Below are 24277 nucleotides of genomic sequence, written 5' to 3' on the forward strand. Positions count from 1 at the left end.
GAAGCGCCCCAGACGCGCCGCTTACTTTCAATTTTTTGAGGCAACAGACATGAATTTCCTCGACGGCTCTCTCTTCCCTGAAAACCAGGACAAGCTGGTCATCACCGCCGCACCCTATGGCCCCGAATGGTTCCCCTCCGACTACCCGGAGGACATTCCGGTGACCATGGAGGAACAGATTCAGAAGGCTGTTGACTGCTACGAAGCCGGCGCCTCCGTACTCCACCTGCACGTGCGCGAGCTGGACGGCAAGGGTTCCAAGCGCCTGTCCAAGTTCAACGAGCTGATCGCCGGCGTGCGCAAGGCCGTGCCGGACATGGTCATTCAGGTCGGCGGCTCCATCTCCTTCGCGCCGCCGGAAGACGGCGCGGCCGCCAAGTGGCTGCATGACGACACCCGGCACATGCTCGCCGAACTCGATCCCAAGCCCGACCAGGTCACCGTGACGGTCAACACCACGCAGATGAACGTCATCGAGCAGATGGATGCGCGCGACTACGCCGGCACCTCCATGGGCAGCGACACCTACGAAGCCTACCGCGAGATGATCGTGCCCTCAGGCCCGAGCTTCATCGAGGAGCACGTCAAGCGCCTCTCCGCCGCCGGCATTCAGAGCGCCTTCCAGTTCTACAACATCAACAGCTACGAGTCGGTGGAGCGCCTGATCCGCCGCGGCGTCTACAAGGGACCGCTGGTGTGCAACTGGGTGGCGATTGGCGGTGGCATGGACCAGCCGCACATCTACAGCCTGGCCAACTTCCTGCGCGCCATCCCCGACGGCACCATGCTGACGGTGGAAAGCACCATGCTCAACACCCTGCCGGTCAACCTGATGGGCATGGCCATGGGCCTGCACGTGCGCTGCGGTATCGAGGACAACATCTGGAGCCAGGATCGCTCGCGCAAGATGACTTCCGTCGAGCAGATCCAGCAGCTGGTGCGCATCGCCAAAGAGATCGGCCGTCCGGTGGCCAACGGCAAGGAAGCCCGCGAAATCCTCAAGATCGGCGTTTTCTACGAGACGGTCGAAGAAACCCTGGCCGCCAACGGCTTCGCGCCGAACCCGAAGGGCGGTCAGCAGGGCTTCCTGCGCAAATGATTCACCCGCCGGTGTAGGGTGGGGGAGTCGCGACAGCGGCGTACCCACCCTGGGCAAGACGTCAGCCTCCTGCTGGTCAGGTCAGGAGGTGGATGCCGTGCATGCGGGGCTGCCCCGCAGCACGGGGATCACGGACGCGGCTGGCTTGGCCAGCCGTGTTCGACCGACCTCGATCCGTTTGTGCAAAGGCTTCTGCCCGTTCGGCGTTCCCCGCTTGTCGCCACGCAGACAAGCACATGCGCCGAATCTCCACTCCCACGAAGAGTCGGGGCGAAGCTTTTGCAGAGCCGGTTCCACGTACAACAATAAGCTTCCAGGAGGCAGCATGGCCGCACATCACATCAGCGACGACGGTATCGATACGTCGCTCGGCATTCCGCGCACCTATGCCTGGATCGTCTTCGCCCTGACCTTCGGCCTGCTGATTTCCGACTACATGTCGCGGCAGGTTCTGAATGCGGTGTTCCCGCTGCTGAAGAGCGAGTGGGCGCTGTCCGACAGCCAGCTGGGCCTGCTCAGCGGCATAGTCGCCTTGATGGTCGGCCTGCTGACTTTCCCGCTGTCGCTGCTGGCCGACCGTTTCGGCCGGATCAAGAGCCTGACCCTGATGGCCGTGCTGTGGAGCCTGGCGACCCTGGGCTGCGCCCTGGCCGAGAACTATGAGCAGATGTTCGTCGCGCGCTTCTTGGTCGGCGTCGGCGAAGCCGCCTATGGCAGCGTCGGCATCGCCGTGGTGGTCTCGGTGTTCCCCCGCGAGATGCGCGCCACGCTCTCGGGTGCCTTCATTTCCGGCGGCATGTTCGGCTCGGTGCTGGGCATGGCGGCCGGCGGGGTGATGGCCCAGCACTTCGGCTGGCGCTGGGCCTTTGCCGGCATGGCACTGTTCGGCCTGCTGCTGGCCATCCTCTATCCGCTAGTCGTCAGGACAGCGCGGATCGCCCCGCAGGCCGCGGCCGATGTGGCGCGCCAGGCGGTGAGCAAGGTCAGCCGGCCGCTGCGTACCCTGTACTCCAGCCGTTCGGTGATCAGCGCCTACGTCGGCAGCGGCCTGCAGCTGTTCGTCGGCGGCACCGTAATCGTATGGATGCCCAGCTACCTCAACCGCTTCTACGGCATGACCACCGACAAGGCCGGCGCGGTGGCAGCGATCATCGTCCTGTGCAGCGGCGCCGGGATGATTCTCTGCGGCATGCTCAGCGACCGCCTGTGCCGCAACCGCCCGGATCGCAAGATCCTGCTGTGCATCGGCTACTGCCTGGGCAGTTGCCTGCTGCTGTCGCTGGCCTTCGCCCTGCCGTTCGGCATGCCGCAGCTGGTGATGATCTGCCTGGGGATGCTGATTGCCGCCGGCACCTCGGGACCGGCCGGCGCCATGGTTGCCAACCTGACCCACTACAGCGTGCATGGCACCGCCTTCGCCACGCTGACCCTGGCCAACAACCTGCTCGGCCTGGCCACCGGGCCGCTGCTGACCGGCAAGGTCTCCGACATGATCGGCCTGGACAACGCCTTCCAGCTGGTGCCGCTGGTCAGTATTGCCGCGGCGGCAGTGTTCTTCTATGCCAAGCGCCACTACCACAACGACATGGCCCGCCTGAATGGCCAGGGCGTCGAGGAGAAGTCCGTCGAGGCGGCGCTGGAGGCCCAGTCGTGAGTCGTTCGCTGCGCATTGATGTGTTCTTCGATTTCATCTGCCCCTGGTGCCTGATCGGCAAGCGCCAGCTGGAGCGCGCCCTGGCCCAGCTGCGCCTCGACCATCCCGGGGTCGTGGTCGAACTGGCCTGGCATGGTGTGCAACTGCTGCCGCAGATGCCGGCCCAGGGCGAGCCCTTTGCCGAGTTCTACCTCAACCGCCTGGGCAGCGCCGAGGCCGTGCGCCTGCGCCAGGCCCAGGTGCAGCACGCTGCTGCGGCTGCCGGGCTGCAGATCGACCTGAGCCGCATCGCCCGCATGCCCAACACGGCCGATGCCCACCGCCTGATGCAGCGGGCTGCCGAGCTGCTTGCTCCGGCGCAGTGTGAGGTGTTGCTGGAGCGTCTGTTTGCCGCCTATTTCCATCGGGGTGAAGACCTGGGTGAGCGGGCGACTCTGCTGAATATCGCTGAATCCTGCGGCTTGCAGCAGGCTGCCGTGGTCGACTGCCTGCGTGGCGACGCGACTCCTTTTGTCGGTGCGTTCAGCGCGGCGGCGGGCGGGGTGCCGCATTTCATTTTCGACCGGCGTCGTTCGGTGTCCGGCGCGCAGCCGGCCGAGGTGTTGCTCGCCGCCATGCACGAAGCACTGGCGCACAGTGCTGCCCAGGGGCTGTCGGCATGAGCCGGCGCATTGCGGTGCCGGCCGAGCGGTTGCCGGCGTCCGGCCAGCGCGGGCTGTTCGAGTGCGAGGACAAGAGCCTGGCGCTGTTTAATGTCGACGGCCAGCTCTACGCCATCGACGACGGTTGTCCGCACCAGGGCGCCTCGCTGTGCGGCGGCAAGCTGGAAGGCCGGGTGATCCAGTGCTGTGCCCACGGCCTGCGATTCGACCTGGCCAGCGGCTACCTGCTCAATTCATCCCGGCTCAGGGTGGCCAGCTATCCGGTCGAGCTGGTCGATGGCCAGGCGTTCATCGTTATTGTTCCCGAGGAGTCCGTGTCATGAGCAGCCTCGCGCTTGCCAGCATCCAGAGTCGCGTGCGTGAACTGGCGCCGGGCTTCGTCGTCAGCCTGATCGTCGCCGCCGCCGCGACCTTTCTCTCCGAGCATTACGGCGCGCCGGTGATGCTGTTCGCCCTGCTGCTGGGCATGTCGCTGAATTTCCTGGCGGCCGACGGCCAGTGCAAGGCAGGCATCGAGTTCACCGCGCGCACGGTGCTGCGCATCGGCGTGGCCCTGCTGGGCATGCGCATCACCCTGGAGCAGATCGCCGGGCTGGGCTGGAAGCCGGTGGCGCTGGTGGTGACCCTGGTGGTGGTGACCATTCTGGTCTCGGTGGTGGCGGCCAAGGCTCTGGGCTTCCAGCGCCTGTTCGGCATGCTCACCGGTGGCGCCACCGCCATCTGCGGTGCCTCGGCGGCGCTGGCGCTGGCCGCCGCGCTGCCCAACCATCCGCAGAAGGAGCGCGCCACCCTGTTCACCGTGATCGGCGTATCGGCGCTGTCCACCGTGGCGATGATCCTCTACCCGATGATCGCCAACTGGTTCGGCCTGTCGCCCGAGGAGGCCGGGGTGTTCCTCGGCGCCACCATCCACGATGTGGCCCAGGTGGTCGGTGCCGGCTACAGCATGTCGCCGGAGACCGGCGATACCGCCACCGTAGTCAAGCTGATGCGCGTGGCCATGCTGCTGCCGGTGATCGTTGCCGCCGCCATGATCACCCGCATGCAGGGCGCCGAGACCGGTGGCAAGCGCCCACCGTTGCTGCCGATGTTCGCCGTCGGCTTCCTGGTGCTGGCCTGCGTCAACAGCACCGGCTGGGTACCGCAGGTGGTGCAGGGCGGGGTCAACGAGCTGTCGCGCTGGTGCCTGGTGGTGGCCATCAGTGCCCTGGGCATGAAGACCCAGCTCAAGGAACTGGCTGCGGTGGGGATCAAGCCGATCCTGCTGATGGTCGGCGAAACCGTATTCCTGGTTGCCCTGGTGCTGCTGTTGCTGCACTGGGCCTGGTGAGTGCCCCGATTTAATTCACGCCTTCCGAGTCCCTCAGTCCGAGAGCCGTCATGAGCCAGAACCCCGAAATGCCTTCGGCCCAGAGCGGCGCCGAACAGACTCCTGCGCCCGCCGTTTCCCCGCGAGCAGCGCAAGCACCGCGCAAACCGCGCGCCAGCCGCGCCAAAGCCGGCGCAGATGCGGCCGGGCAGGGCGCCCAGGCGGCGCCGAAGAAACCGCTGAAGAAGGCGGTGAAGAGCGCGCAGAGGCCGCTGGCGAAGAAGGCCGTGAGCAAGGCTGGCAAAGCTGAATCCGAGGTGCCGGCGACCGAGTTGGCCACTGCCGCCGAGCGCCACACCCTGGCGGTGACCCCGCTGATCGGCGTGCGCCCGCGCGATGTGCTGGGCGCCGCCGGCAGCCTGCTCAAGGCGGTGGTGCGCACCCCGCTGAAGGCCGGGCAGTACAGCGGCAACTACCTGCGCGAGCTGTATCGCATCGCCAGCGGCGAGTCGCAGCTGGCGCCGGCCCCCAAGGACAAGCGCTTCGCCGATCCGGCCTGGCAGAGCAACGCCTTTCTGCGTGCCCTGGTGCAGAGCTACCTGGCCGGCGAGCGCGAGCTCCAAGGCTTTATCGAGGCCTCGGATCTGGAAGGCGCCGACAAGGGCCGCGCGCGTTTCGTCGCCTCCCTGCTGGTCGACGCCCTGGCGCCCAGCAACCTGCTGCTGACCAACCCCACGGCGTTGCGCAAGGTGGTCGACACCGGCGGGCGCAGCCTGCTGCAGGGCGGCCGCCAGCTGGCACGTGACCTGCTGCACAACCGTGGCATGCCGAGCCAGGTCGACAGCGAGCCGTTCAAGCTGGGCGAGAACATCGCCACCGCCGAGGGCCAGGTGGTGTTTCGCAACAAGATGTTCGAGCTGCTGCAGTTCGCCCCGACCACCCCGAGCGTGTTCAGCCGCCCGCTGGTGATGTCGCCGCCGCAGATCAACAAGTACTACGCCGTGGACCTGTCGCCGCAGAAGAGCCTGATCAAGTGGGCACAGGACAGCGGCGTGCAGCTGTTCGTCATCAGCTGGCGCAACCCCACTGCCAAGCAGCGCGACTGGGGCCTGTCCGACTACGTGGAGTGCCTGGACCAGGCGGTGGACGTGGCGCGGCAGATCACCGGCAGCCCGGACGTGAACATGTGGGGCTCCTGTTCCGGCGGCATCACCCTGGCCGCCTACCTGGGCTGGCTGGCGGCCGTGGGCGAGAACGCCAAGGTGGCCAACACCTGCTGGGCGGTGTGCGTGCTGGACATGCCCGCGGTGATGGATGACACCAGCATCGGCCTGATCGCCACCCCGGCGGCGCTGGCCGCGGCCAAGGCCAATTCGCGGCGCAAGGGCGTGCTCAGCGGCCAGGAGATGGCGCGCATGTTCGCCTGGCTGCGGCCCAACGATCTGATCTGGAACTACTGGGTCAACAACTACCTGCTGGGCAACAAGCCGCCGGCATTCGACATCCTGGCCTGGAACAGCGACACCACGCGCCTGCCGGCGAAGCTGCACGCCGACTACCTGGACCTGATCCAGCACAACCCCTTCAGCAACCCGAACAAGCTGTGGGTGCGCGGCCTGCCGATCGACATGAGCCAGGTGCAGGTCGGTGCCTATGTGGTCGGCGGTACCACCGACCACATCACCCCCTGGCAGGGCTGCTATGGCACCGCCCGGCTGTTTGGCGAAGGCAGCACCTTCGTCCTGTCCAACGCCGGCCACCTGCAGAGCCTGGTCAATCCGCCGGGCAACCCCAAGGCCCACTTCCATGCCGCAACTGCCGCCCAGGCCGACGCCGAGGACTGGCTCAAGGCCGCCGGCGAGCGCCAGGAAGGCAGCTGGTGGCCGCACTGGCGGCAATGGATCGGCGAGCGTTCCGGCACCAGCCGCACGGCACCCGAATCGCTCGGCTCGAAGAAATACCCGGCGCTGTGCGCCGCCCCCGGCACCTACGTGCTGGAGCGCTAAGGCAGACGCCCCCAACCCCCGAGGACATCCATGAACAAGATTTATCCCGATGCCCACGCCGCGCTGGCCGATATCGTCCGCGACGGCATCACCATCGCCTCCGGCGGCTTCGGCCTGTGCGGCATTCCCGAGGCGCTGATCGAGGCGCTGGGCGAAACCGGCAAGAAGGATTTCACCATCATCAGCAACAACTGCGGGGTCGACGACTTCGGCCTCGGCCCGCTGCTGTACAGCCGGCAGATCAGCAAGATGATTTCCTCCTACGTCGGCGGCAACAAGGAGTTCGAGCGCCAGTACCTGGCCGGCGAGCTCACGCTTGAGTTCACCCCCCAGGGCACCCTGGCCGAGAAGCTGCGCGCCGGCGGCGCCGGCATCCCGGCGTTCTACACCCGCACCGGCTACGGCACGCTGATCGCCGAGGGCAAGGAAACCCGCCAGTTCGACGGCCACTGGTACGTGATGGAGCGCTCGCTGACCGCCGACCTGGCGCTGATCAAGGGCGCCGTGGCCGACAAGGCCGGCAACCTGATGTTCAACAAGACCGCGCGCAACTTCAATCCGCTGTGCGCCAAGGCCGGCCAGGTGTGCGTGGCCGAGGTCGAGGAAATCGTCGAGATCGGCGAACTGGCCCCGGACGAAATTCACCTGCCGGGCATCTACGTGCAGCGCCTGGTGCTCAACCGCAGCCCGGAAAAACGCATCGAAGTCCGTACGGTGAGGAACTGATCATGGCCTGGACCCGTGAAGAAATGGCGCAGCGCGCCGCCCTTGAGCTGCAGGATGGCTTCTACGTCAACCTCGGCATCGGCCTGCCGACCCTGGTGGCCAACTACATCCCCGAAGGCATGGACGTGTGGCTGCAAAGCGAGAACGGCCTGCTCGGCATCGGCCCGTTCCCCGGCGAGGAGGAGATCGACGCCGACCTGATCAACGCCGGCAAGCAGACCATCACCACCCTGGCCGGCAGCAGCTTCTTCGACAGCGCCGAGAGCTTCGCCATGATCCGCGGCGGCCACATCAACCTGGCCCTGCTTGGCGCCATGCAGGTGTCGGAGCAGGGCGACCTGGCCAACTGGATGATCCCCGGCAAGATGGTCAAGGGCATGGGCGGCGCCATGGACCTGGTGGCCGGCGTCAAGCGCGTGGTGGTGATGATGGAACACTGCGCCAAGGGCGGCGCGCACAAGATCCTCGAACGCTGCGACTTGCCGCTGACCGGCGTCGGCGTGGTCAACCGGATCATCAGCGACCTGGCCGTGCTGGATGTCACCGCGCAGGGCCTGCGCCTGGTGGAAATGGCCCCGGGCGTGAGCTTTGCCGACCTGCAGGCGGCCACCGGCTGCCAGATCCTGAACTAACAAGCTGTCGGCGATCTCGCCAGCCGCAGCCGGCGGTAGCCCGCCATGGCCGACGCGCGGCAGATCCCGGACAGACAGCAAGAGTCGCGTAGCGTTACTCCATGGCGGTGCGTGGCACTCTTCCGGGGCGCATTCCCCCGGTTCTTTACGGCGGCCGCTGTGGTGGCCGACCGTTTTTTATTCCAGCGCTGCGAGCTGCCTGGTGCAGCGTCGCAGCCAAGCCTCGGCCGGCACCGGCGTGCCGTGCTGCAACTGCCTTCAGCACGGCGGGAGTCAAGCGAAGTAACCGAGTCGATTCGTCAGAACACCCGCCATAACAATAAAAAGCAAGGAGAGGGAAGATGCCAACGAAAGTGCTGCTGGGTCTGTTGTGCCTGCTGAGTTCACTGGCCTGGGGAGAGGGGCGCAGCATCCGCCAGTTGAGTGAGCTGGGCAGTCGCAGCCAACTGCTCTGCGCCAGTGCCTTGCTGTACTTCAATCCGCAGGAGCGCGAGCCCGATCCCCGTGGCCTGACGGCGGTGTTCTACCACCTGCAGAGCCTGGATACGAGCATTGTGCAGCTCGGCCAGCCGGCCGAGCTGATGCAGCCTCTGCGGGTCATGCGGCGGGTGTTTGCCGAGCTGGACGGCCTGCCCAGGAGCCAGCGCCAGCGTTACCCGCAGCTGGTCCGGGAGTTGTTGCTGCAGCAGCGCCAGCTGCGCAAGGCCGCCGCCGAGCTGCAGGCACCGCTGAGCCCGGCCGAGGTGGCGGCAAGGCTGCCCCTCAACGCGCAGAGCAATGCGCTGGCCAGCCTGCTGCTGGATTACCAGCTGCGCCATTACCCGCTGGGAGACCAGCAGCAGACGCCCATGGCGAACGCGGCGCTGCAGGCGCTCGACCTGCGCATCACCCAGGGCTTCGAGGCCTTGCTGGAGAGCTACCCGGCGCATGCCGAGGCGTTGCGCAAGATCCGGAGCAACTACCAGTTCGTGCGTGCCGAGTTGCTGCACAGCACCAACCAGAGCCACGGCGGCGCCGAGTTCTATCTGGGTCGCGCCGTGCTCGATCTCGATGAGCTGGCCATGACCATCGAGGCCGAGAGTGGCTCGATGACGGCGGTCAGCCTTAACCACTGAACAGGAGCATTCCCATCAAGCCTTGCATACTGATTACCGGTGTCTCTTCGGGCATCGGTCTGGACTGCGCGCGCCTGCTGATCGAGCGGGGTTACCGGGTCATCGGCACGTTGCGCCGCGAAGAAGAGGGGCGGCGGCTGCGCGCCGAACTGGGCGAGGCCTTCACCCCCTTGCTGCTGGATGTCACCGATCAGGCCGCATTGCCGGCAGCCGTGCTGCAGGTCGAGGCCTGGGTGGGTGAGGCGGGGCTGGCGGCGCTGGTCAACAATGCCGGCATCGCCTCGCCGGGTGGCCCCTTGCTGCTGCAGCCGCTGGCCGAAATGCGCAGCATGTTCGAGGTCAACCTGTTCGGCCTGCTGGCCGTCACCCAGGCCTTTGCGCCCTTGCTCGGTGCCCGGCGCGGGCATGCTGGACCGGTGGGGCGGCTGATCAATATCAGTTCGGTGGCCGGGCGCGTGGCAACACCGCTGAACGGCTGCTACGCCGCCAGCAAGCATGCGCTGGAGGCGGTGAGTGACGCGTTGCGGGTGGAGTTGGGCATCCATGGCATCGAGGTGGTCGTGATCGAGCCGGGGCCGATTCGCACGCCGATCTGGGACAAGGCCAGGCCCGATCCGCGCTATGACGGCAGCGCTTACCAGGGCGCGATGCAGGCGATGAATGCGCTGGTGGCGCTGAATGCGGCCAAGGGCGCGCCGGTGAGACGGGTCAGCCAGGCGCTGCTGCGTGCCCTCCAGGCGCCTCGGCCGAAGCCGCGCTATCCCTTGCATGGCATGTGGTACCTGGCCGCGCTGGTGCCTGCCCGCTGGCTCGATCGGTTGCTGGCCAGGCGCATGGCGCTGCCGCCGCGCACCTAGCGGAGCGGCAGCGCTGTTCCCCCAACCGGCTAGCTGTGCTTGCGCGGGACGATGTTGTGCTCGCTGCGCCAGGCGGCCGGCGGCATGCCGAACTGCGAGATGAACCAGCGGGTGAAGGAGCTCGGCAGCGAGTAACCGAGCATGTCGGCAATGCGCGCCAGGGAGTAGCCGGGGTTTTCCATGTAGCGAATCACCAGCTCGCGGCGCACGCTGTTGATCAGCTCGCTGAAGGTGACCCCGCCTTCATCCTCCAGGCGTCGCTGCAGGGTGCGCACGTTCATGCCCTGGGCCTGGGCGATCTGTTCGATGGTCGCCCGTCCCATCGGCAGCAGCAGGTAGATGGCCTTGCGCACGTCCAGCGCCAGCGAGCGTTCACTGGAGTTTTGCAGGGAGTCCAGATAGCGCTGGGCGTGGCGAGCCATGGCGGCATTGGCCAGCGGGTTGGCGGTATCCAGGTTGGTCGAGGGGCCGACGATGCCGTTGAACTCGCTGCCGAACTCCAGTGGGCAGGCAAACATGCGCCGGTGTACCGACAGGTCCGCGGGAGCCTCGTGGGTGAAGTTGACGCTGATCGGGTGCCAGTGCGCGCCGAGCAGGGCGGCGCAGAAGCGGTGCATCACGCCGATGGCCAGTTCTGTGGCCTGGCGGCTGTGCCCGGGGTAGTCGCTGACGATTTCTTCGCGAATGATCACCGTCTTGCCGGCCTCCTCGATGAAGATCGCCAGCGAGTCATTCATCAGGTGACGGTACTGCACGATCACCTGCAGCGCATCGCGCAGGCTGTGCTGGTGGCTGAGCAGCAGGCTGACCTCGCCGAAGTCGGACAACTGGCGCAGTTCGGCCATGCGCAGGCCGAAGGTCTCGCAGCCACTCTCGCGGGCCGATTCTTCCATCAGGCGGATGGCCGCCTCTACCGGAATGCGCTGCTCCGGGTCGTTGAGTACGGCCTGGCTCAGGCCAGCCTTGGACATCAGGGCATGGGTGTTCAGGCCGTACTGGCGAGCAACTTCCAGGTAGTTGGTCAGTACGGCGGAACGGGCTTGGGCAGTCATGGTGGGGCTCGCTCTCGAGGCGGCTCTTGGTTGGCCGCGTGGCTTGGACAGGCGGATAGCTTATAAGGCCTTAGTCATGAAATGAAAAGTGCCTGGCAGCCAAAGCTAAGCGGCGGGCCTGCCGCATTTTTACAATCCTGACCAGCTCGCTGGGTTAAGTAACCTGGCACGGCAACCCCCAAAGGCCTGCGGCCACGGGGCGTAAACGACCTTCTGTCCCTGCCGTCGCGCAACCGCTCGGTGGCAGCGGAGTGCGATCCCGATAGGCAGTCGCGCGGTATCACGCGCAGGAGTAACGATGCGAAGCAACATGCCGCTCAGTGGCCGGGAGAGTGTGTTCCCGGCTGAGCAACGCCTGATTTCCACCACCGATACCAAGGGCCAGCTCACCTCCTGCAATGACGAGTTCATTGCCGTCAGTGGTTTCAGCCGCGAGCAGCTGATCGGCAGCCCGCACAATCTGGTGCGGCATCCGCAGATGCCGGCACAGGTGTTCCGGCAGATGTGGGAGTACCTCAAGGCCGGCAAGAGCTGGATGGGCATCGTGCAGAACCGCGGCAGCAATGGCGATCATTACTGGGTCAATGCCTATGTCACACCGATTTTCGAGCAGGACCGGGTGGTGGGCTATGAGTCGGTACAGGTGAGGGCGGATGCCGATCAGGTGCGCCGGGCCAGTGCCCTCTACGCGCGCCTGAACCAGGGGCGTGCGGCGGCATCGCTGGGCGAGCGTCTCGGCGTGGCGGCGCGCTTCCTGTTGCTGCCGCTGCTCGGTGCGCTACTGGGGCCGCTGCTGTTCATGGCCGGCCATGCCGGCCTCGGTATCGCCCTGTTGGTGCTGGCGTCGCTGGGGCAGACCGTCGCCACCCTGGGCTTCGTCAAGCGGGCCCTGCTGCGGGTGGCCCAGACGGCGCCCAAGGCCTTCGACAGCGAGCTGGTGGCGCACACCTACACCGACGATACCGGCGCCGTGGCGCGCCTGCAGCTGGTGCTGATCAGCGAGGGCACGCGAATCCGCACGGCCCTCGGTGTGCTCGGCGACTATGCCACGCGCACCGCCAGCCAGGCCTCGCAGAATGGCCAATTGGTGCAGCAGGCCGAGAAGGCACTGCAGGCGCAGCAGGTCGAGGCCGAGATGGCGGCCACCGCGATGAACCAGATGGCCGCCTCGATCGGTCAGGTCGCCGTGCATGTGCAGCAGACTGCCGAGGAGGCAAGCCAGGTCAACCAGCTGTCGCGGGGCGGCAGCCGCCAGGCCCAGCAGAGCCGTGCGGTGGTGGAGAAGCTGGCGCGCACGGTGGATGGCATCAGCGCCTCGGTGGCGGGGCTGGCCAGCGAGGCACAGTCGATCCAGCAGGCGGCCAACATGATTCGCGCCATTGCCGAGCAGACCAATCTGCTGGCCCTGAATGCCGCCATCGAAGCGGCCCGGGCCGGCGAGCAGGGCCGCGGTTTTGCCGTGGTGGCCGACGAGGTGCGGGCGCTGGCCTCGAAGACCCAGGAGTCCACCGAGGCGATCCAGGGCATCATCGCCAGCCTGCAGGGCGTTGCGGGCCAGGCGGTGCAGATTGCCCGTCAGGGCAGCGAAGAGGCGCGTGCCGGGGTGGCGCGGGTGGTCGAGACCGAGCAGGCGCTGGACGGGATCACCGCCGCGGTCGAACGCATCCACCAGATGGCCGAGCAGATGGCCTCCGCAGCCGAGCAGCAGAACCTGGTGGCCGAGGACGTGTCGCGGCAGATCAGCAATATCTCCATGGCCGCCGAGCAGAACGCCGAAGTCACCGCGCGCTCCGCCCATCTGGGCGGCGAGCTGGAAGCCACCGCCCATTCGCTGCACGCGCTGGTCGCACGCTTCAATAGCTGAGTGGGTGCCTGACATGGATATGCGGGTGAGCCACGAAGAGGCGGAGTTCGGCCTGGGCGAGCTGGCCAGCGCGGTGTTCGACACGGCGGTGGATAGCATGGTGGTGATCGATGCACATGGACGGGTGCGCGAGCTCAATCCGGCCGCGGTGCGTACCTTCGGCTATGCCCGTGAGGAGCTGCTCGGGCTGAATATCAATGTGCTGATGCCCGAGCCCTATCACAGCCAGCACGATAGCTACCTGGCCAACTACCAGCACAGTGGCCGACCCAGGATCATCGGCAAGGGCCGTGAAGTCATGGGGCGGCGCAAGGATGGCAGTTGCTTTCCCCTGCACCTGAGTGTCGGCGAACTGCAGTTGGCCGGGCAGCGCCTGTTCGTCGGCATCTGTCACGACATCAGTGAACGCCGCGCCCTGCATGAGCGCCTGACCCAGCTGGCGACCTACGATGCGCTGACCGGCTGCCTCAATCGCCATCAGCTGCGCGAGCGCCTGCAGCAGGCGATGAGCGCCAGTGACGAGGGTGGCTTCCACCTGGCGGTGCTGTTCATCGATCTCGATGGCTTCAAGCAGATCAATGACCGCCACGATCATCAGGTCGGCGACCGCCTGCTCGCCGATGTCGCCCAGCGCTTGCGTGGCGCCCTGCGCCAGGGGGATCAGCTGGCGCGGGTCGGCGGGGACGAGTTTGTGGTGATCGCGCCCATGGGCGGGCAGCACGACGAGCCGTTGCGCCTGGGCGAGCGCCTGATCCAGTGCATGCTGCCGCGCTTTCGGGTCGGTGCGCTCAGCCTCAGCGTGGGGGCGAGCCTGGGCATCAGCCTCTATCCGGGCGAGAGCCAGGGCGTCGACCAGTTGCTCAACGATGCCGACCTGGCCATGTACCAGGCCAAGGCCGCCGGCGGCAATTGCCTGCGCCTGTTCCAGCGCGAGTTGCGCAGTCGCACGGAGGCGCGTCTGCAGATGCTCGACCGTCTGCGCGAGGCCTTGAAGGAGGAGCGCCTGCGGCTGCATTACCAGGTGCAGTACACGCTCGAAGAGCAGCCGCGCCCGGTGGGCATCGAGGCTCTGCTGCGCTGGCATGATGGCGAGTATGGCCAGGTGCCGCCGGCACAGTTCATCGCGCTGGCCGAGGAGTACGGGCTGATTGGCGCCATCACCCACTGGGTGCTGGAGCGCGCCTGCCGCGACAACCTGGCGCTGATCCGCAGCGGCCTGCTCGATGTGCCGGTGGCGGTGAACATCAGTGGCTCGACCTTTCTGCGCGAGGATTTCCTCGCGCTGATCGGCGAGAGCCTGGCGCGCAGCGGCCTGCCCAGCGAACGCCTGGAACTGGAAATCACCGAGCGGGTGGCGGTGAGCAACCTCGAGGAGGCGCGGCAGATCATCAACAGCCTGCGCGCCCGTGGCGTGCTGGTCAGCATGGATGACTTCGGCACCGGTTATTCGTCGCTCGGCGCGCTCAAGCAGCTGCCCTTCGATCGGTTGAAGATCGATCGCAGCTTTATCGCCGGCCTGCCGGCAGACGCGGTCGACCAGGCCATCGTCCGTGCAGCCGTGCAGGTGGCTGCCAGCCTGGGCATCACGGTGGTGGCCGAAGGCATCGAAACGGCGGAGCAACTCGCCTGCCTGCGCGCGAGCGGCTGCGACCATGGCCAGGGCTACTGGCTTGCCAGGCCGATGCCGCTCGAGCCGTTGCAGGCGCTGTTGCGCGCCAGGCAGGCCGCGCCAGCCAAGGGCTGAGTGGCACCGACAAGGGCTGCCGGTGGGGTTGCCCGCTGCGGCATGGATGATTGGCCCGGTGCCGGGGGCAACCCCGCGCTGCGCGGCCTGCGCCGGTGCTGCCCGAGCAGGGGCGCGTCCCACTGCCGTTGCCCGCAAACGCCCAGTGGCAGGCGTATCTGCGGCATTACCGCCAGGTCATCGCAGGGGCCGTCGTCGGTGCCGTTTTCATCTGTCGTCAAATGAGAAATGGCTGACGTGAAATGTGAAGCGGGGTGGGGGAGAGGGCCTTACTGTTGTCCTCAACGACTTCCCGGCTGCCTGTAGGGCCGGCCCCAACCGCAAAGGTGTCGATGTGGACAAGCTGCAAACCCATGCCACTGTGCTGATCGTTCCCGGCCTGCGCGAGCATGTGCCGCAACACTGGCAAACCCTGCTCGAGGCCAAGCTGAGCAAGGTGCGTTCGGTGCCCCCGCTGGAGGCCGACAAGCTCAGCTGCACGGCCCGTGTCGAGGCCATCCAGCGCGAGCTGGAGCAGATCGACGGTCCGGTGATCCTGGTCGCCCACAGCGCCGGCGTGCTGATGGTGGCGCACTGGGCGGCGCGCTACAGCCGCCCGATCAAGGGTGCCCTGCTGGCCGCGCCGCCGGATCTGGCCGCGACCTGGCCGGAGGGTTATCCAACCCCGGACACCCTGCGCGCCAATGGCTGGGACCCGTTGCCTAACGGGCGGCTGCCATTCCCCAGCATCCTGGCAGCCAGCAGCAATGATTACCTGGCCAGCCTGGAAGCGGCTTGCCACCTGGCCGAGGGCTGGGGCAGCCAGCTGGTCAACCTCGGTGAAGTCGGCCACCTCAACCCCGCTTCCGGCTACGGCGAGTGGGCGCGGGCCGAGGCATTCATTCGCGAGCTGGATAGCTGAGGGCCACGCCCTCTACCGAGTTGCATCACCGGCCGCAGTGCTCAGTCCCTGGAACCGGAGCGGTAAGAGCTCGCATTGCTGCTATGGCTGATGTGAGCCGTTGTTAGAGCCACAAACACATAAAGCGGAGACAACGCATGTACAACAATAAGAACCGTCACAACCTCAGGCCCTTGCGTCGCAGCGTGCTGGCTTCGGCCATTCTGGCGGCTTCCATGCCTGCCGCCCACGCCATCGAAGTCGAAACCGGCAGCGACGACTGGGCCGTGCGCTTCGACAACACCGTCAAGTACAACTATGGCGTGCGCACCGAGAGCGCCGACAAGCGCATGCTGGCCACGCCGAACAACAACGACGGCGACTACAACTTCCGCAAGGCCGGCACCAACATCACCAACCGCGTCGACCTGCTCACCGAGCTGGATGTGGTCTACCAGAACAGCATGGGTTTCCGCGTCAGCGCCGCTTCCTGGTATGACAAGGCCTACGACAACACCGGCTCCAACTCCAACCCATTCGTCAACGGCAACGATGCGGCCAGCGGCATGGTCGGCCAGCACCCGCTGGTCGGCGGGTTCACCAACCTCGACGGCCTGGGCAACAGCAATCCGCACCTGAGCCGCTACGCCCAGCGTTACTACAGCGGCCCGTCCGGCGAGATCCTCGATGCCTTCCTGTTCTACAGCACCGAGGTCGGCGAGGAGTCGCTGTTCAGCGTCAAGGCCGGCCAGCACAACGTGTTCTGGGGCGAGACCATCCTCAATCCGGTGCATTCGCTGAGCTACGGCCAGTCCGGCCTGGACCTGGCCAAGCTGGCCGCATCCCCCGGCACCGAGGCCAAGGAGCTGTTCGTGCCGCGCGAGCAGTTGTCGACCAGCTTCACCTTGAACTCCGAGTGGACCTTCGGCGCCCAGTACTTCTTCAACTGGGATGCCGCGCGCCTGCCTGAGGCCGGCACCTACTACGGCACCTCCGACCTGCTGGGCGAGGGCGCGCAGTCCTTCCTGCTCGGCCACACTGCCACCCCGCCGGGCTTCCTGGGCCAGGATGCACTGACCAATGTGCGCCGTGGCGATGACAACACTCCTGACGATAGTGGCGACTGGGGCCTGATGGCCAAGTGGGCGCCGGAGTGGCTGGACGGCACCCTGGGCTTCTACTACCGCAACACCTCCGACATCCTGCCGCAGGCGGTACTCGATGCCAGCTCGCTCACCGTGGTCGGCAATAGCTGCGGCTTTGGCGGCATGGGGGGGGCGGTTTGTACCCTGGTCGAGTCCCTGGCCGGCACCAGCTACAACCTCTCCTACGGCGACGACATCGACATCTACGGCCTGAGCCTGTCCAAGGAGTTCGCCGGGGTCAGCGTCGGCAGCGACCTGAACATCCGCAAGAACATGCCGCTGTCCAGCATCCCGGCCATTGTCAGTGCCACCGGTCCAACCGGTCTGGCCGCCGGCCTGGGTCTGCTGCCGGCACGCAGCGCGGGCACCGGTGTGGTCACCGACCTGCCAGGCGAAGGCGACAGCATGGCCGCCACCGGCGACACCCTGCACTGGACCGTCAACGGTCTGGTGGCCATTGCCGAAACGCCTTTCTTCGACTCCGCCAGCCTGCTGGGCGAGCTGTACTACAGCAACCTCCTGAGCCTCGATAGCAAGAACGAGGCGCTGTACAAGGGCGAGGACACCTACCGCGGCATCGACAAGCCGACCCGCGACAACTGGGGCATCGCCGTCAACTTCACCCCGACCTGGTACCAGGTATTCCCGGGCGTGGACCTGAGCGCCCCCATGTCGATCAACGTTGGCCTCGACGGCGTCTCGCCGGTCGTCGCCGGCGGTGCCGAAGACACCGGCAACTACGCGGTGGGCGTCTCTGCGGCCGTCTACAACAAGTACTACGTCGACCTCAAGTACGTGGATTCCTTCGGCGATGCCGAGAAGTGCGAGAACGGCGCCACCGACGGTGCCACACCCAACGCCCTCGACGGCGCCGAGCGTTACACCTGCTACGGCGGTGGCTACTCATCCTTCTCCGGCGGCGGTGCCACCGGCGAGGACCGCGGCGCGCTCTACCTGACCTTCAAAACCACCTTCTGATCCACGAATTGCCCAGCCTCTGAGCAGGAGAACAACAAAATGAAATTCGTGCACACCGTACTGGCTGCATCCCTTGCCCTGGCCGCAGTCCAGGCCCAGGCCGCCGTGTCTGCCAGCGAGGCGGCCAAGCTTGGCCAATCGCTGACCGCGGTCGGCGCCGACATGGCCGCCAGTGCCGATGGCGCCATCCCGGCCTTCACCGGCGGCCTGAAGACCGCCCCGGCCGATTTCAAGGCCGGCGACACCGTGCGTCCCGATCCCTTCGCCGGCGAGCAGCCGCTGCTGGTGATCGACGCCAAGAACGCCGACCAGTACAAGGAACAGCTGACCGCCGTGACCTACGAGCTGGCCAAGCGCTATCCGAGCTTTCGCGTCGACGTCTACCCGACCCATCGCACCGCCACCATGCCCCAGGCGCTGCTGGACAACACCCTGAAGAACGCCACCGGCGCCAAGTCGCTGGAAGGCGGCAACGCCATCGACAACGTGCTGCCGGGCATTCCCTTCCCGATTCCGCAGTCCGGCGCCGAGGCCATGTGGAACCACCTGCTGCGCTTCCAGGGTGCCGGCTACACCACCAAGTACGACTCCTGGAACGTCGATTCCGCCGGTGTCGCCACCCTGGCCACCACCGGTACCGCGTTCAACGCTTTCCCGATCTACGAAGACCTGAGCAAGGTGGTGGCCGCCAAGGACACCTACTTCCAGACCAAGCTGTACTACAGCGGCCCGGCCCGCCGCGCCGGCGAGTCGCTGATGCTCAAGGACGCCGCCAACCCGCTGGAGCAGCCGCGCCGCGCCTGGCAGTACCTGCCCGGCGTACGTCGGGTCAAGCTGGCGCCGAACCTGGCCTACGACACCCCGAACCCGGGCACCGCCGGCTCCGGCACCTACGACGACATCTATGTGTTCAACGGCGCGCTGGATCGCTACGACTGGAAGCTGGTCGGCAAGCAGGAAGTGTTCGTGCCCTACAACACCTACAAGCTCACCTACATCAAGGACCCCAAGCCGCTGACCACGCCGAACCACCTGGCGCCGGAATTCGTGCGCTGGGAGAAGCACCGCGTGTGGGTGGTGGAAGGCAGTCTGAAGTCTGGCATGCGCCACGTGTACGCCAAGCGTCGCTTCTACCTCGACGAGGACAGCTGGAACGCCCTGGCTTCCGACCAGTATGACGCCGGCGGCAAGCTGTACCGCGGCTCCTACAGCTTCCTGACCCAGAGCTACGACGTCGACACTCCGAACACCGCTCCGCACGTGATCTACGATCTGGTGGGTGGCAGCTACAACATCAACGGCGTGGTCGGTCCGTACGGCGGCATCAAGTACATCGAACCGCTCTCCAAGGCCCAGTGGTCGCCCGAGGCCCTGGCCGGCGCCGGCATCCGCTGAGTGCCCCCGGCGCCGGGCGAGCCCCGGTGCCGGATACCCGCAGCCCGAGGGCGCGGGATGGTTTTCTGACCCTGCACGTAGGTAGCTGGTGAGTGACCGGCATAACACTCGTGCGGGGCTTTTTTTCAGATGAGGACGCGGTATGTGTGCTTTCCGAGGGTACGTGCGGCTCGCCCTGGGCGCCTTGCTGGCGCTGCTGGCAGGCGCTGCCGGGGCCAACGGCTATGTCGACGTGCTGGACCTGCCGGCCAAGCCCAGCGTGCTGGCCGTGCGCAGCCCCCTGCTGGACGTGGACCTGGCCGGCAACCGGCTGGTGGCGGTCGGCCAGCGTGGCCACATTCTTTATTCCGATGACGCCGGGCAGAGCTGGCAGCAGGCTGAAGTGCCGGTGAGCGTCGACCTCAATGCCGTGCACTTCGCCAACCCCAGCCTGGGCTGGGCGGTAGGCAACGACGGGGTGATCCTGCACAGCGACGATGGCGGCCGCCACTGGCGCAAGCAGCTGGACGGCCGGCAGATCGGCACCCTGCTGATCGAGCATTACGGCGCCCTGGCCCAGCTGGAACCGGAGAACGAGCAGTGGGCCACGCTGGCCGCCGAAGGCGAGCGGTTGAAGACCGAGGGCGCCGACAAGCCGTTCCTCGACGTCTGGTTCGTCGACGCCCAGACCGGCTTCGCCGTGGGCGTGTTCAACCTGATCCTGGCCACCCGCGACGGCGGCCAGACCTGGGAGCCCCTGCAGGACCGCACCGACAACCCCATGGGCCTGCACCTGACCGCACTCAACAGCACCGGCGATGCGCTCTACCTGGTCGGCGAGCAGGGCTTGCTGCGCCGCTGGGATGCCGAGGCCGAGCGCTTCGTCGTCGTGCCCAGCCCCTACGAGGGCAGCTACTTCGGCGTCGTCGGCAAGCCCGGCGAGGTGCTGGTGTATGGCCTGCGCGGCCATGTGTTCCATAGCCGCGACGGTGGGCAGAACTGGCGGCAGCTCGACAGCGGCCTGCAGGTCAGCATCACCGCCGCCACCAAGGACCGCCGCGGGCGCTACCAGCTGTTTACCCAGGCCGGTCATCGCCTGCAGCTGGAAGACGATCTCAGCCTGCGTGTGATGCCGCAGCAGGGCCAGGCGCCGGTCGCCGGTGCGGCGCTGTCGGCCAAGGGCGAGCTGGTGCTGGTGGGCAGTCGCGGCGTGCGCAGCCTGTCTGGCGAATAACGATAAGATTCGGAGCGAGTACCCGTCATGGGCAAAATCCAACAAGACACCTGGCCGGTGATCCGCGACCTGCGCGATTTCGATCCGCGCAGCGGCAACCGCCTCGAACGCCTGGTGTTCAACCACCGCGGGCTGTTCGTGCTGCTGATGGCGCTGGTCACCCTGGTGCTCGGCTACATGGCGCTGAGCCGCCTGGAGCTGCGTCCCAGCTTCGAGAAGATGATCCCGCAGAGCCAGCCCTACATCCGCAACTTCCTCGACAACCGCGCCTCGTTGCGCGGCCTGGGCAACTCGGTGCGGGTGGTGGTGGAGAACACCCAGGGCGACATCTTCGACCCCGAGTACCTGGAAACCCTCAAGCAGGTCAACGACAAGCTGTTCCTCGCCCCGGGCGTGGACCGTGCCTGGATGAAGTCGCTGTGGACGCCCTCGGTACGCTGGACCGAAGTCACCGAGGAAGGCTTCCAGGGCGGCCCGGTGATGCCCGATACCTACAGTGGTGCCCCGGCCGATATCGAGCAGCTGCGGCAGAACATCACCCGCGCCGGCATAGTCGGCAGCCTGGTGGCCAGCGACTTCAAGTCGACCATGCTGATCGTGCCGCTGCTGGACCGCGACACCGCCACCGGCAAGGGCATCGACTACCACCAGTTCTCGCGCATGCTCGAGGAGCAGCTGCGCGACCAGGTCGAATTCGCCGGCGACAGCGCTGCGCGCGCCTCGGGCGAGGAGGGCAGCGGCAAGTACAAGATCCGCGTGATCGGTTTCGCCAAGCTGGTCGGCGACCTGATCGACGGCCTGATCCAGGTGATGCTGTTCTTCGCCCTGGCGGTGGTCACCTCGATCGCCATCATCTACCTCTACACCCGCTGCATCCGCAGCACCCTCTTGGTGATCGGCTGCTCGCTGATGGCGGTGGTCTGGCAGCTGGGCCTGGTCGCCTGGCTCGGCTACGCCATCGACCCCTACTCGATCCTGGTGCCCTTCCTGATCTTCGCCATCGGCGTGTCCCACGCGGCGCAGAAGATGAATGGCATCATGCAGGACATCGGCCGCGGCACCCACAAGCTGGTGGCGGCGCGCTACACCTTCCGCCGCCTGTTCATCGCCGGGGTCACCGCGCTGCTGGCCGACGCCGTGGGCTTCGCCGTGCTGATGCTGATCGACATTCCGGTGATCCAGGACCTGGCCATCACCGCCAGCATCGGCGTGGCCGTGCTGATCTTCACCTCGCTGCTGATGATGCCGGTGGCGCTGTCCTACGTCGGCGTCGGCGCCAAAGCCGCCGAGCGGGCGCTGAAGATCGACAACCGTGCCGCCCAGCACCGCGGCTTCGGCAAGCTGTGGGACCTGCTCGACCGCTTCACCACTCGCAAGTGGGCCACCGGCGCGGTGCTGCTGGCGCTGCTGATGGGCATCGGCGGTTTCATGGTCAGCCTGCAGCTGAAGATCGGCGACCTCGACAGCGGCGCTCCGGAGCTGCGCGCCGACTCGCGCTACAACCGCGACAATGCCTACATCACCAGCCACTACGCGCTGTCCAGCGACCTGTTCGCGGTGATGATCAAGACCGCTCCCGAGGGCTGCCTGAATTACGACACCCTGATCCTGGCGGATCGCCTGGCCTGGGAGCTGCAGCAGCATCCGTCGGTGCAGACCACGGTGTCGCTGGTCAACGCGGTGCGCCAGATCACCGCCGGCAGCTTCGAGGGCAACCCCAAGCTGGCCAGCATCCAGCGCAACCAGGACATGCTCAACTACGCGGCGCAGCAGGCCTCGGTCAACGCCCCCGAGCTGTTCAACACCGACTGCTCGCTGATGCCGGTGATCGCCTACCTCAAGGACCACAAGGCCGAGACCCTCGACCAGGTGGTGGCCATCGCCGACCAGTTCGCCCGCGACAACAGTACGCCGGAGCGCCAGTTCCTGCTGGCCGCAGGCTCTGCCGGCATCGAGGCGGCCACCAACATCGTGGTGCGCGAGGCCAACCGCACCATGCTGCTGTACGTGTACCTGGCGGTGGCGCTGTTCTGCCTGTTCACCTTCCGCAGCTGGCGCGCCATGCTGGTGGCCCTGCTGCCGCTGGTGCTGACCTCGATCCTCTGCGAGGCGCTGATGGTGGTCATGGGCATCGGCGTCAAGGTCGCCACCCTGCCGGTGATCGCCCTCGGCGTGGGCATCGGCGTGGACTACGCGCTGTACCTGCTCAGCGTGCAGCTGCACTACCAGCGCCAGGGCATGTCGCTGTCCGACGCCTACCAGAACGCCATCGCCTTCACCGGCCGGGTGGTCGGCCTGGTCGGCATCACCCTGGCCGCCGGCGTGGTGTGCTGGGCCTGGTCGCCGATCAAGTTCCAGGCCGACATGGGCATCCTGCTGACCTTCATGTTCCTGTGGAACATGCTCGGGGCGCTGATCCTGATCCCGGCGCTGTCGCACTTTTTGCTCAAGAGCAAGGCATGAGTCGTCCAGGTGAGCGCCCGCCCCGGGCGCTTTCCCGCTGCAACCCTATGTGCCTTTGGCCTTGCCGACGATGAAGCGCCACCTCGATAAAGTGCGGCAGGCCGGCCGCCTGCCCGGTCGGTACCGCTGGCCCTGGCTCGCCGGGTTGTTGCTGCCGTTCTTGGGCGAGCCGGCCCTGGCGGGTAGCTTCTCGGTCTGCGTCAGCGATGAGGCGTTTCCGCCGTTCACCTATCCGCACCACGAGAGCGAGAGTCAGAAGCTGATCAGGCGGGCAGCCGAACACCAGGGCTTGCGGGTGGAGTTCGTCGCCCAGCCCTGGCGGCGCTGCCTGGCCGGTGTGCAGCACGATCTCTACAGCGCCGTGGCCGGAGCGGCCGTTACCCCGGCGTATCGGGAGTTCTTGGCTTTTCCGCTGCAGGCCGGGCAGCCTGATCCGACGCGCGCGCTGGGCATGACGCGGATCATGGTGTTTCGCACGCGTGACAGCCGCGCCGACTGGGACGGTCGGCGTTTTCGCGGGCTCGACAAGCCGCTGCTGTACCTGTCCGGTCGCACGGCGCTCAAGGTATTGCTGGCCGGCATGGATGTGCGCACGGTCGACACTGCACGAAATTCTAGGCAACTGGCGCTCATGCTGCTCAAGGGCCGCGGCAGTCTGGCGATCGACCACGACTATCAGGTCGAGCGGGTGGTAGGCCTGCCGGAGTTCCGCGGGCGCCTGGAAGTCCTGCCGACGCCCCTGGCCGAGGGGGCCATCTACCTGGCTGTAGGCCAGCAGGTGTATGAGAGCCACAGCCAGACGGTCGAGGCCATCTGGAACGAGATCGGTGCCTCGCTGCGCACGCTTGGCTCACCGCCACCTGCCGCACTTCCTATGGCTTATCGCCCGCGCTGAGCCACTGGCGATGCCATTCGCGGATGACTCCGTGCAGTAAAGCGGGCTTCTGCAGTTGAGTGCTCGCCGCCGTGTGGGAGCGGCTTTAGCCGCGAAGGATGCCCGTCTCGAATCAATCCGCCCTGCAAAGTCACTCGCATTATCCTGAACATGAAAAAGGCTGTGTCCCTATAACGTGTTGCATGGGGGGCGTGCCTGGATAGCCCTGTGTTTCGCGGCGTACATGAGGTAGGTTGGTGTTGAGCGCAGCGAAGCCCAACAACTGGGGCAGAATCGTTGGGCTTCGTCGCGGGGCTCCTCAACCCAACCTACGATTCGTCGTCTTTGCTACACACTCTTGGGACATGGCAATGAAAAAGCCCCGCACCAGGCGGGGCTTTTCCATTACCGGTAACGCTTAGACCTGCACGGCCGGGATCTTGGCGTTGGCCGCCGCTTCGCGGAACTCGGCGATCTGGTCGAAGGAGAGGTAGCGGTAAACGTCGGCGGCCATGCTGTCGATGTTCTTCGCGTACTCCATGTACTCCTCGACGGTCGGCAGCTTGCCGGTGATCGAGGCGACCGCTGCCAGTTCGGCAGAGGCCAGGT

At 66.5% G+C, this 24277-nt stretch carries 20 protein-coding genes; 18 read left to right on the top strand and 2 right to left on the bottom strand.

The features are described 5' to 3' along the window. The first annotated feature begins 49 nt into the window (after positions 1-49). The 10 genes from F3I62_RS18265 (at position 50) to F3I62_RS18310 (ending at position 10060) form a co-directional block, all read left to right on the top strand. On the top strand, positions 50-1099 hold the full coding sequence (locus F3I62_RS18265; protein WP_160491073.1) for a 3-keto-5-aminohexanoate cleavage protein: 1050 nt from the start codon (positions 50-52) through the stop codon (positions 1097-1099). 325 nt (positions 1100-1424) lie between these two features. After that, entirely contained in the window at positions 1425-2753 is a 1329-nt protein-coding gene (locus F3I62_RS18270; RefSeq protein WP_160491074.1) for an MFS transporter, read from the top strand. Continuing rightward, entirely contained in the window at positions 2750-3415 is a 666-nt protein-coding gene (locus F3I62_RS18275) for a DsbA family oxidoreductase (protein ID WP_160491075.1), read from the top strand. The genes F3I62_RS18270 and F3I62_RS18275 overlap by 4 nt, the downstream gene beginning before the upstream one ends. After that, on the top strand, positions 3412-3738 hold the full coding sequence (locus F3I62_RS18280) for a Rieske 2Fe-2S domain-containing protein (RefSeq protein ID WP_160491076.1): 327 nt from the start codon (positions 3412-3414) through the stop codon (positions 3736-3738). The genes F3I62_RS18275 and F3I62_RS18280 overlap by 4 nt, the downstream gene beginning before the upstream one ends. Next, a complete protein-coding gene (locus F3I62_RS18285; RefSeq protein WP_160491077.1) occupies positions 3735-4745 on the top strand; it encodes a YeiH family protein in 1011 nt (336 codons plus the stop codon). Before F3I62_RS18280 ends, F3I62_RS18285 begins: the two co-directional genes overlap by 4 nt. A gap of 50 nt (positions 4746-4795) precedes the next feature. Beyond that, the gene (locus tag F3I62_RS18290) at positions 4796-6730 is read left to right on the top strand and encodes an alpha/beta fold hydrolase (RefSeq protein ID WP_256667819.1); all 1935 of its coding nucleotides are present in this window, start codon (positions 4796-4798) and stop codon (positions 6728-6730) included. A gap of 30 nt (positions 6731-6760) precedes the next feature. Then, positions 6761-7456, top strand: a complete 696-nt coding sequence (locus F3I62_RS18295; RefSeq protein ID WP_160491078.1) for a CoA transferase subunit A — start codon at positions 6761-6763, stop codon at positions 7454-7456. 2 nt (positions 7457-7458) lie between these two features. Further along, positions 7459-8088 (top strand): CoA transferase subunit B, encoded by a 630-nt coding sequence (locus F3I62_RS18300; protein WP_160491079.1) that lies wholly within the window; start codon positions 7459-7461, stop codon positions 8086-8088. A gap of 341 nt (positions 8089-8429) precedes the next feature. Then, positions 8430-9203 (top strand): hypothetical protein, encoded by a 774-nt coding sequence (locus tag F3I62_RS18305; protein ID WP_160491080.1) that lies wholly within the window; start codon positions 8430-8432, stop codon positions 9201-9203. Between the two features lie 32 nt (positions 9204-9235). Further along, positions 9236-10060: an SDR family NAD(P)-dependent oxidoreductase gene (locus tag F3I62_RS18310; protein ID WP_372240155.1), complete on the top strand. Its 825-nt coding sequence runs from the start codon at positions 9236-9238 to the stop codon at positions 10058-10060. Positions 10061-10089: 29 nt separating this feature from the next. Here F3I62_RS18310 and F3I62_RS18315 read toward each other — a convergent pair whose 3' ends face one another. Then, a complete protein-coding gene (locus F3I62_RS18315) occupies positions 10090-11112 on the bottom strand; it encodes an AraC family transcriptional regulator (protein ID WP_160491081.1) in 1023 nt (340 codons plus the stop codon). Positions 11113-11410: 298 nt separating this feature from the next. Between F3I62_RS18315 and F3I62_RS18320 the strand changes: the two genes are divergently transcribed. The 8 genes from F3I62_RS18320 (at position 11411) to F3I62_RS18355 (ending at position 23689) form a co-directional block, all read left to right on the top strand. Then, positions 11411-12976, top strand: coding sequence for a PAS domain-containing methyl-accepting chemotaxis protein (locus F3I62_RS18320; protein WP_160491082.1), 1566 nt, complete (start codon positions 11411-11413; stop codon positions 12974-12976). A 13-nt stretch (positions 12977-12989) separates the two neighbouring features. Continuing rightward, entirely contained in the window at positions 12990-14720 is a 1731-nt protein-coding gene (locus tag F3I62_RS18325; protein ID WP_160491083.1) for a bifunctional diguanylate cyclase/phosphodiesterase, read from the top strand. Between the two features lie 334 nt (positions 14721-15054). Further along, positions 15055-15621, top strand: coding sequence for an alpha/beta fold hydrolase (locus F3I62_RS18330; RefSeq protein ID WP_160491084.1), 567 nt, complete (start codon positions 15055-15057; stop codon positions 15619-15621). A 137-nt stretch (positions 15622-15758) separates the two neighbouring features. After that, positions 15759-17723, top strand: a complete 1965-nt coding sequence (locus F3I62_RS18335) for a DUF1302 domain-containing protein (RefSeq protein ID WP_160491085.1) — start codon at positions 15759-15761, stop codon at positions 17721-17723. 39 nt (positions 17724-17762) lie between these two features. Continuing rightward, positions 17763-19118 (top strand): DUF1329 domain-containing protein, encoded by a 1356-nt coding sequence (locus F3I62_RS18340; protein ID WP_160491086.1) that lies wholly within the window; start codon positions 17763-17765, stop codon positions 19116-19118. Positions 19119-19260: 142 nt separating this feature from the next. Beyond that, complete coding sequence (locus F3I62_RS18345) at positions 19261-20331, top strand: YCF48-related protein (protein WP_160491087.1); 1071 nt, start codon at positions 19261-19263, stop codon at positions 20329-20331. Positions 20332-20358: 27 nt separating this feature from the next. Next, on the top strand, positions 20359-22794 hold the full coding sequence (locus tag F3I62_RS18350; RefSeq protein WP_160491088.1) for an RND family transporter: 2436 nt from the start codon (positions 20359-20361) through the stop codon (positions 22792-22794). 70 nt (positions 22795-22864) lie between these two features. Then, entirely contained in the window at positions 22865-23689 is an 825-nt protein-coding gene (locus F3I62_RS18355) for a hypothetical protein (RefSeq protein ID WP_160491089.1), read from the top strand. Positions 23690-24086: 397 nt separating this feature from the next. On the opposite strand, the gene F3I62_RS18360 is transcribed toward F3I62_RS18355, so the two are convergent. Then, a partial coding sequence (locus F3I62_RS18360; protein WP_160491090.1) for a hypothetical protein occupies positions 24087-24277 on the bottom strand: 191 nt, incomplete at its 5' end.

Source organism: Pseudomonas sp. R-28-1W-6 (assembly GCF_009799925.1).
Taxonomy (GTDB): domain Bacteria; phylum Pseudomonadota; class Gammaproteobacteria; order Pseudomonadales; family Pseudomonadaceae; genus Aquipseudomonas.

Coding starts and splice junctions, on each gene's coding strand:
- F3I62_RS18265 (WP_160491073.1), top strand. CDS start 50: ATGAATTTCCTCGACGGCTCTCTCTTCCCTGAAAACCAGGACAAGCTG.
- F3I62_RS18270 (WP_160491074.1), top strand. CDS start 1,425: ATGGCCGCACATCACATCAGCGACGACGGTATCGATACGTCGCTCGGC.
- F3I62_RS18280 (WP_160491076.1), top strand. CDS start 3,412: ATGAGCCGGCGCATTGCGGTGCCGGCCGAGCGGTTGCCGGCGTCCGGC.
- F3I62_RS18285 (WP_160491077.1), top strand. CDS start 3,735: ATGAGCAGCCTCGCGCTTGCCAGCATCCAGAGTCGCGTGCGTGAACTG.
- F3I62_RS18290 (WP_256667819.1), top strand. CDS start 4,796: ATGAGCCAGAACCCCGAAATGCCTTCGGCCCAGAGCGGCGCCGAACAG.
- F3I62_RS18295 (WP_160491078.1), top strand. CDS start 6,761: ATGAACAAGATTTATCCCGATGCCCACGCCGCGCTGGCCGATATCGTC.
- F3I62_RS18300 (WP_160491079.1), top strand. CDS start 7,459: ATGGCCTGGACCCGTGAAGAAATGGCGCAGCGCGCCGCCCTTGAGCTG.
- F3I62_RS18305 (WP_160491080.1), top strand. CDS start 8,430: ATGCCAACGAAAGTGCTGCTGGGTCTGTTGTGCCTGCTGAGTTCACTG.
- F3I62_RS18315 (WP_160491081.1), bottom strand. CDS start 11,112: ATGACTGCCCAAGCCCGTTCCGCCGTACTGACCAACTACCTGGAAGTT.
- F3I62_RS18320 (WP_160491082.1), top strand. CDS start 11,411: ATGCGAAGCAACATGCCGCTCAGTGGCCGGGAGAGTGTGTTCCCGGCT.
- F3I62_RS18325 (WP_160491083.1), top strand. CDS start 12,990: ATGGATATGCGGGTGAGCCACGAAGAGGCGGAGTTCGGCCTGGGCGAG.
- F3I62_RS18335 (WP_160491085.1), top strand. CDS start 15,759: ATGTACAACAATAAGAACCGTCACAACCTCAGGCCCTTGCGTCGCAGC.
- F3I62_RS18340 (WP_160491086.1), top strand. CDS start 17,763: ATGAAATTCGTGCACACCGTACTGGCTGCATCCCTTGCCCTGGCCGCA.
- F3I62_RS18345 (WP_160491087.1), top strand. CDS start 19,261: ATGTGTGCTTTCCGAGGGTACGTGCGGCTCGCCCTGGGCGCCTTGCTG.
- F3I62_RS18350 (WP_160491088.1), top strand. CDS start 20,359: ATGGGCAAAATCCAACAAGACACCTGGCCGGTGATCCGCGACCTGCGC.
- F3I62_RS18355 (WP_160491089.1), top strand. CDS start 22,865: ATGAAGCGCCACCTCGATAAAGTGCGGCAGGCCGGCCGCCTGCCCGGT.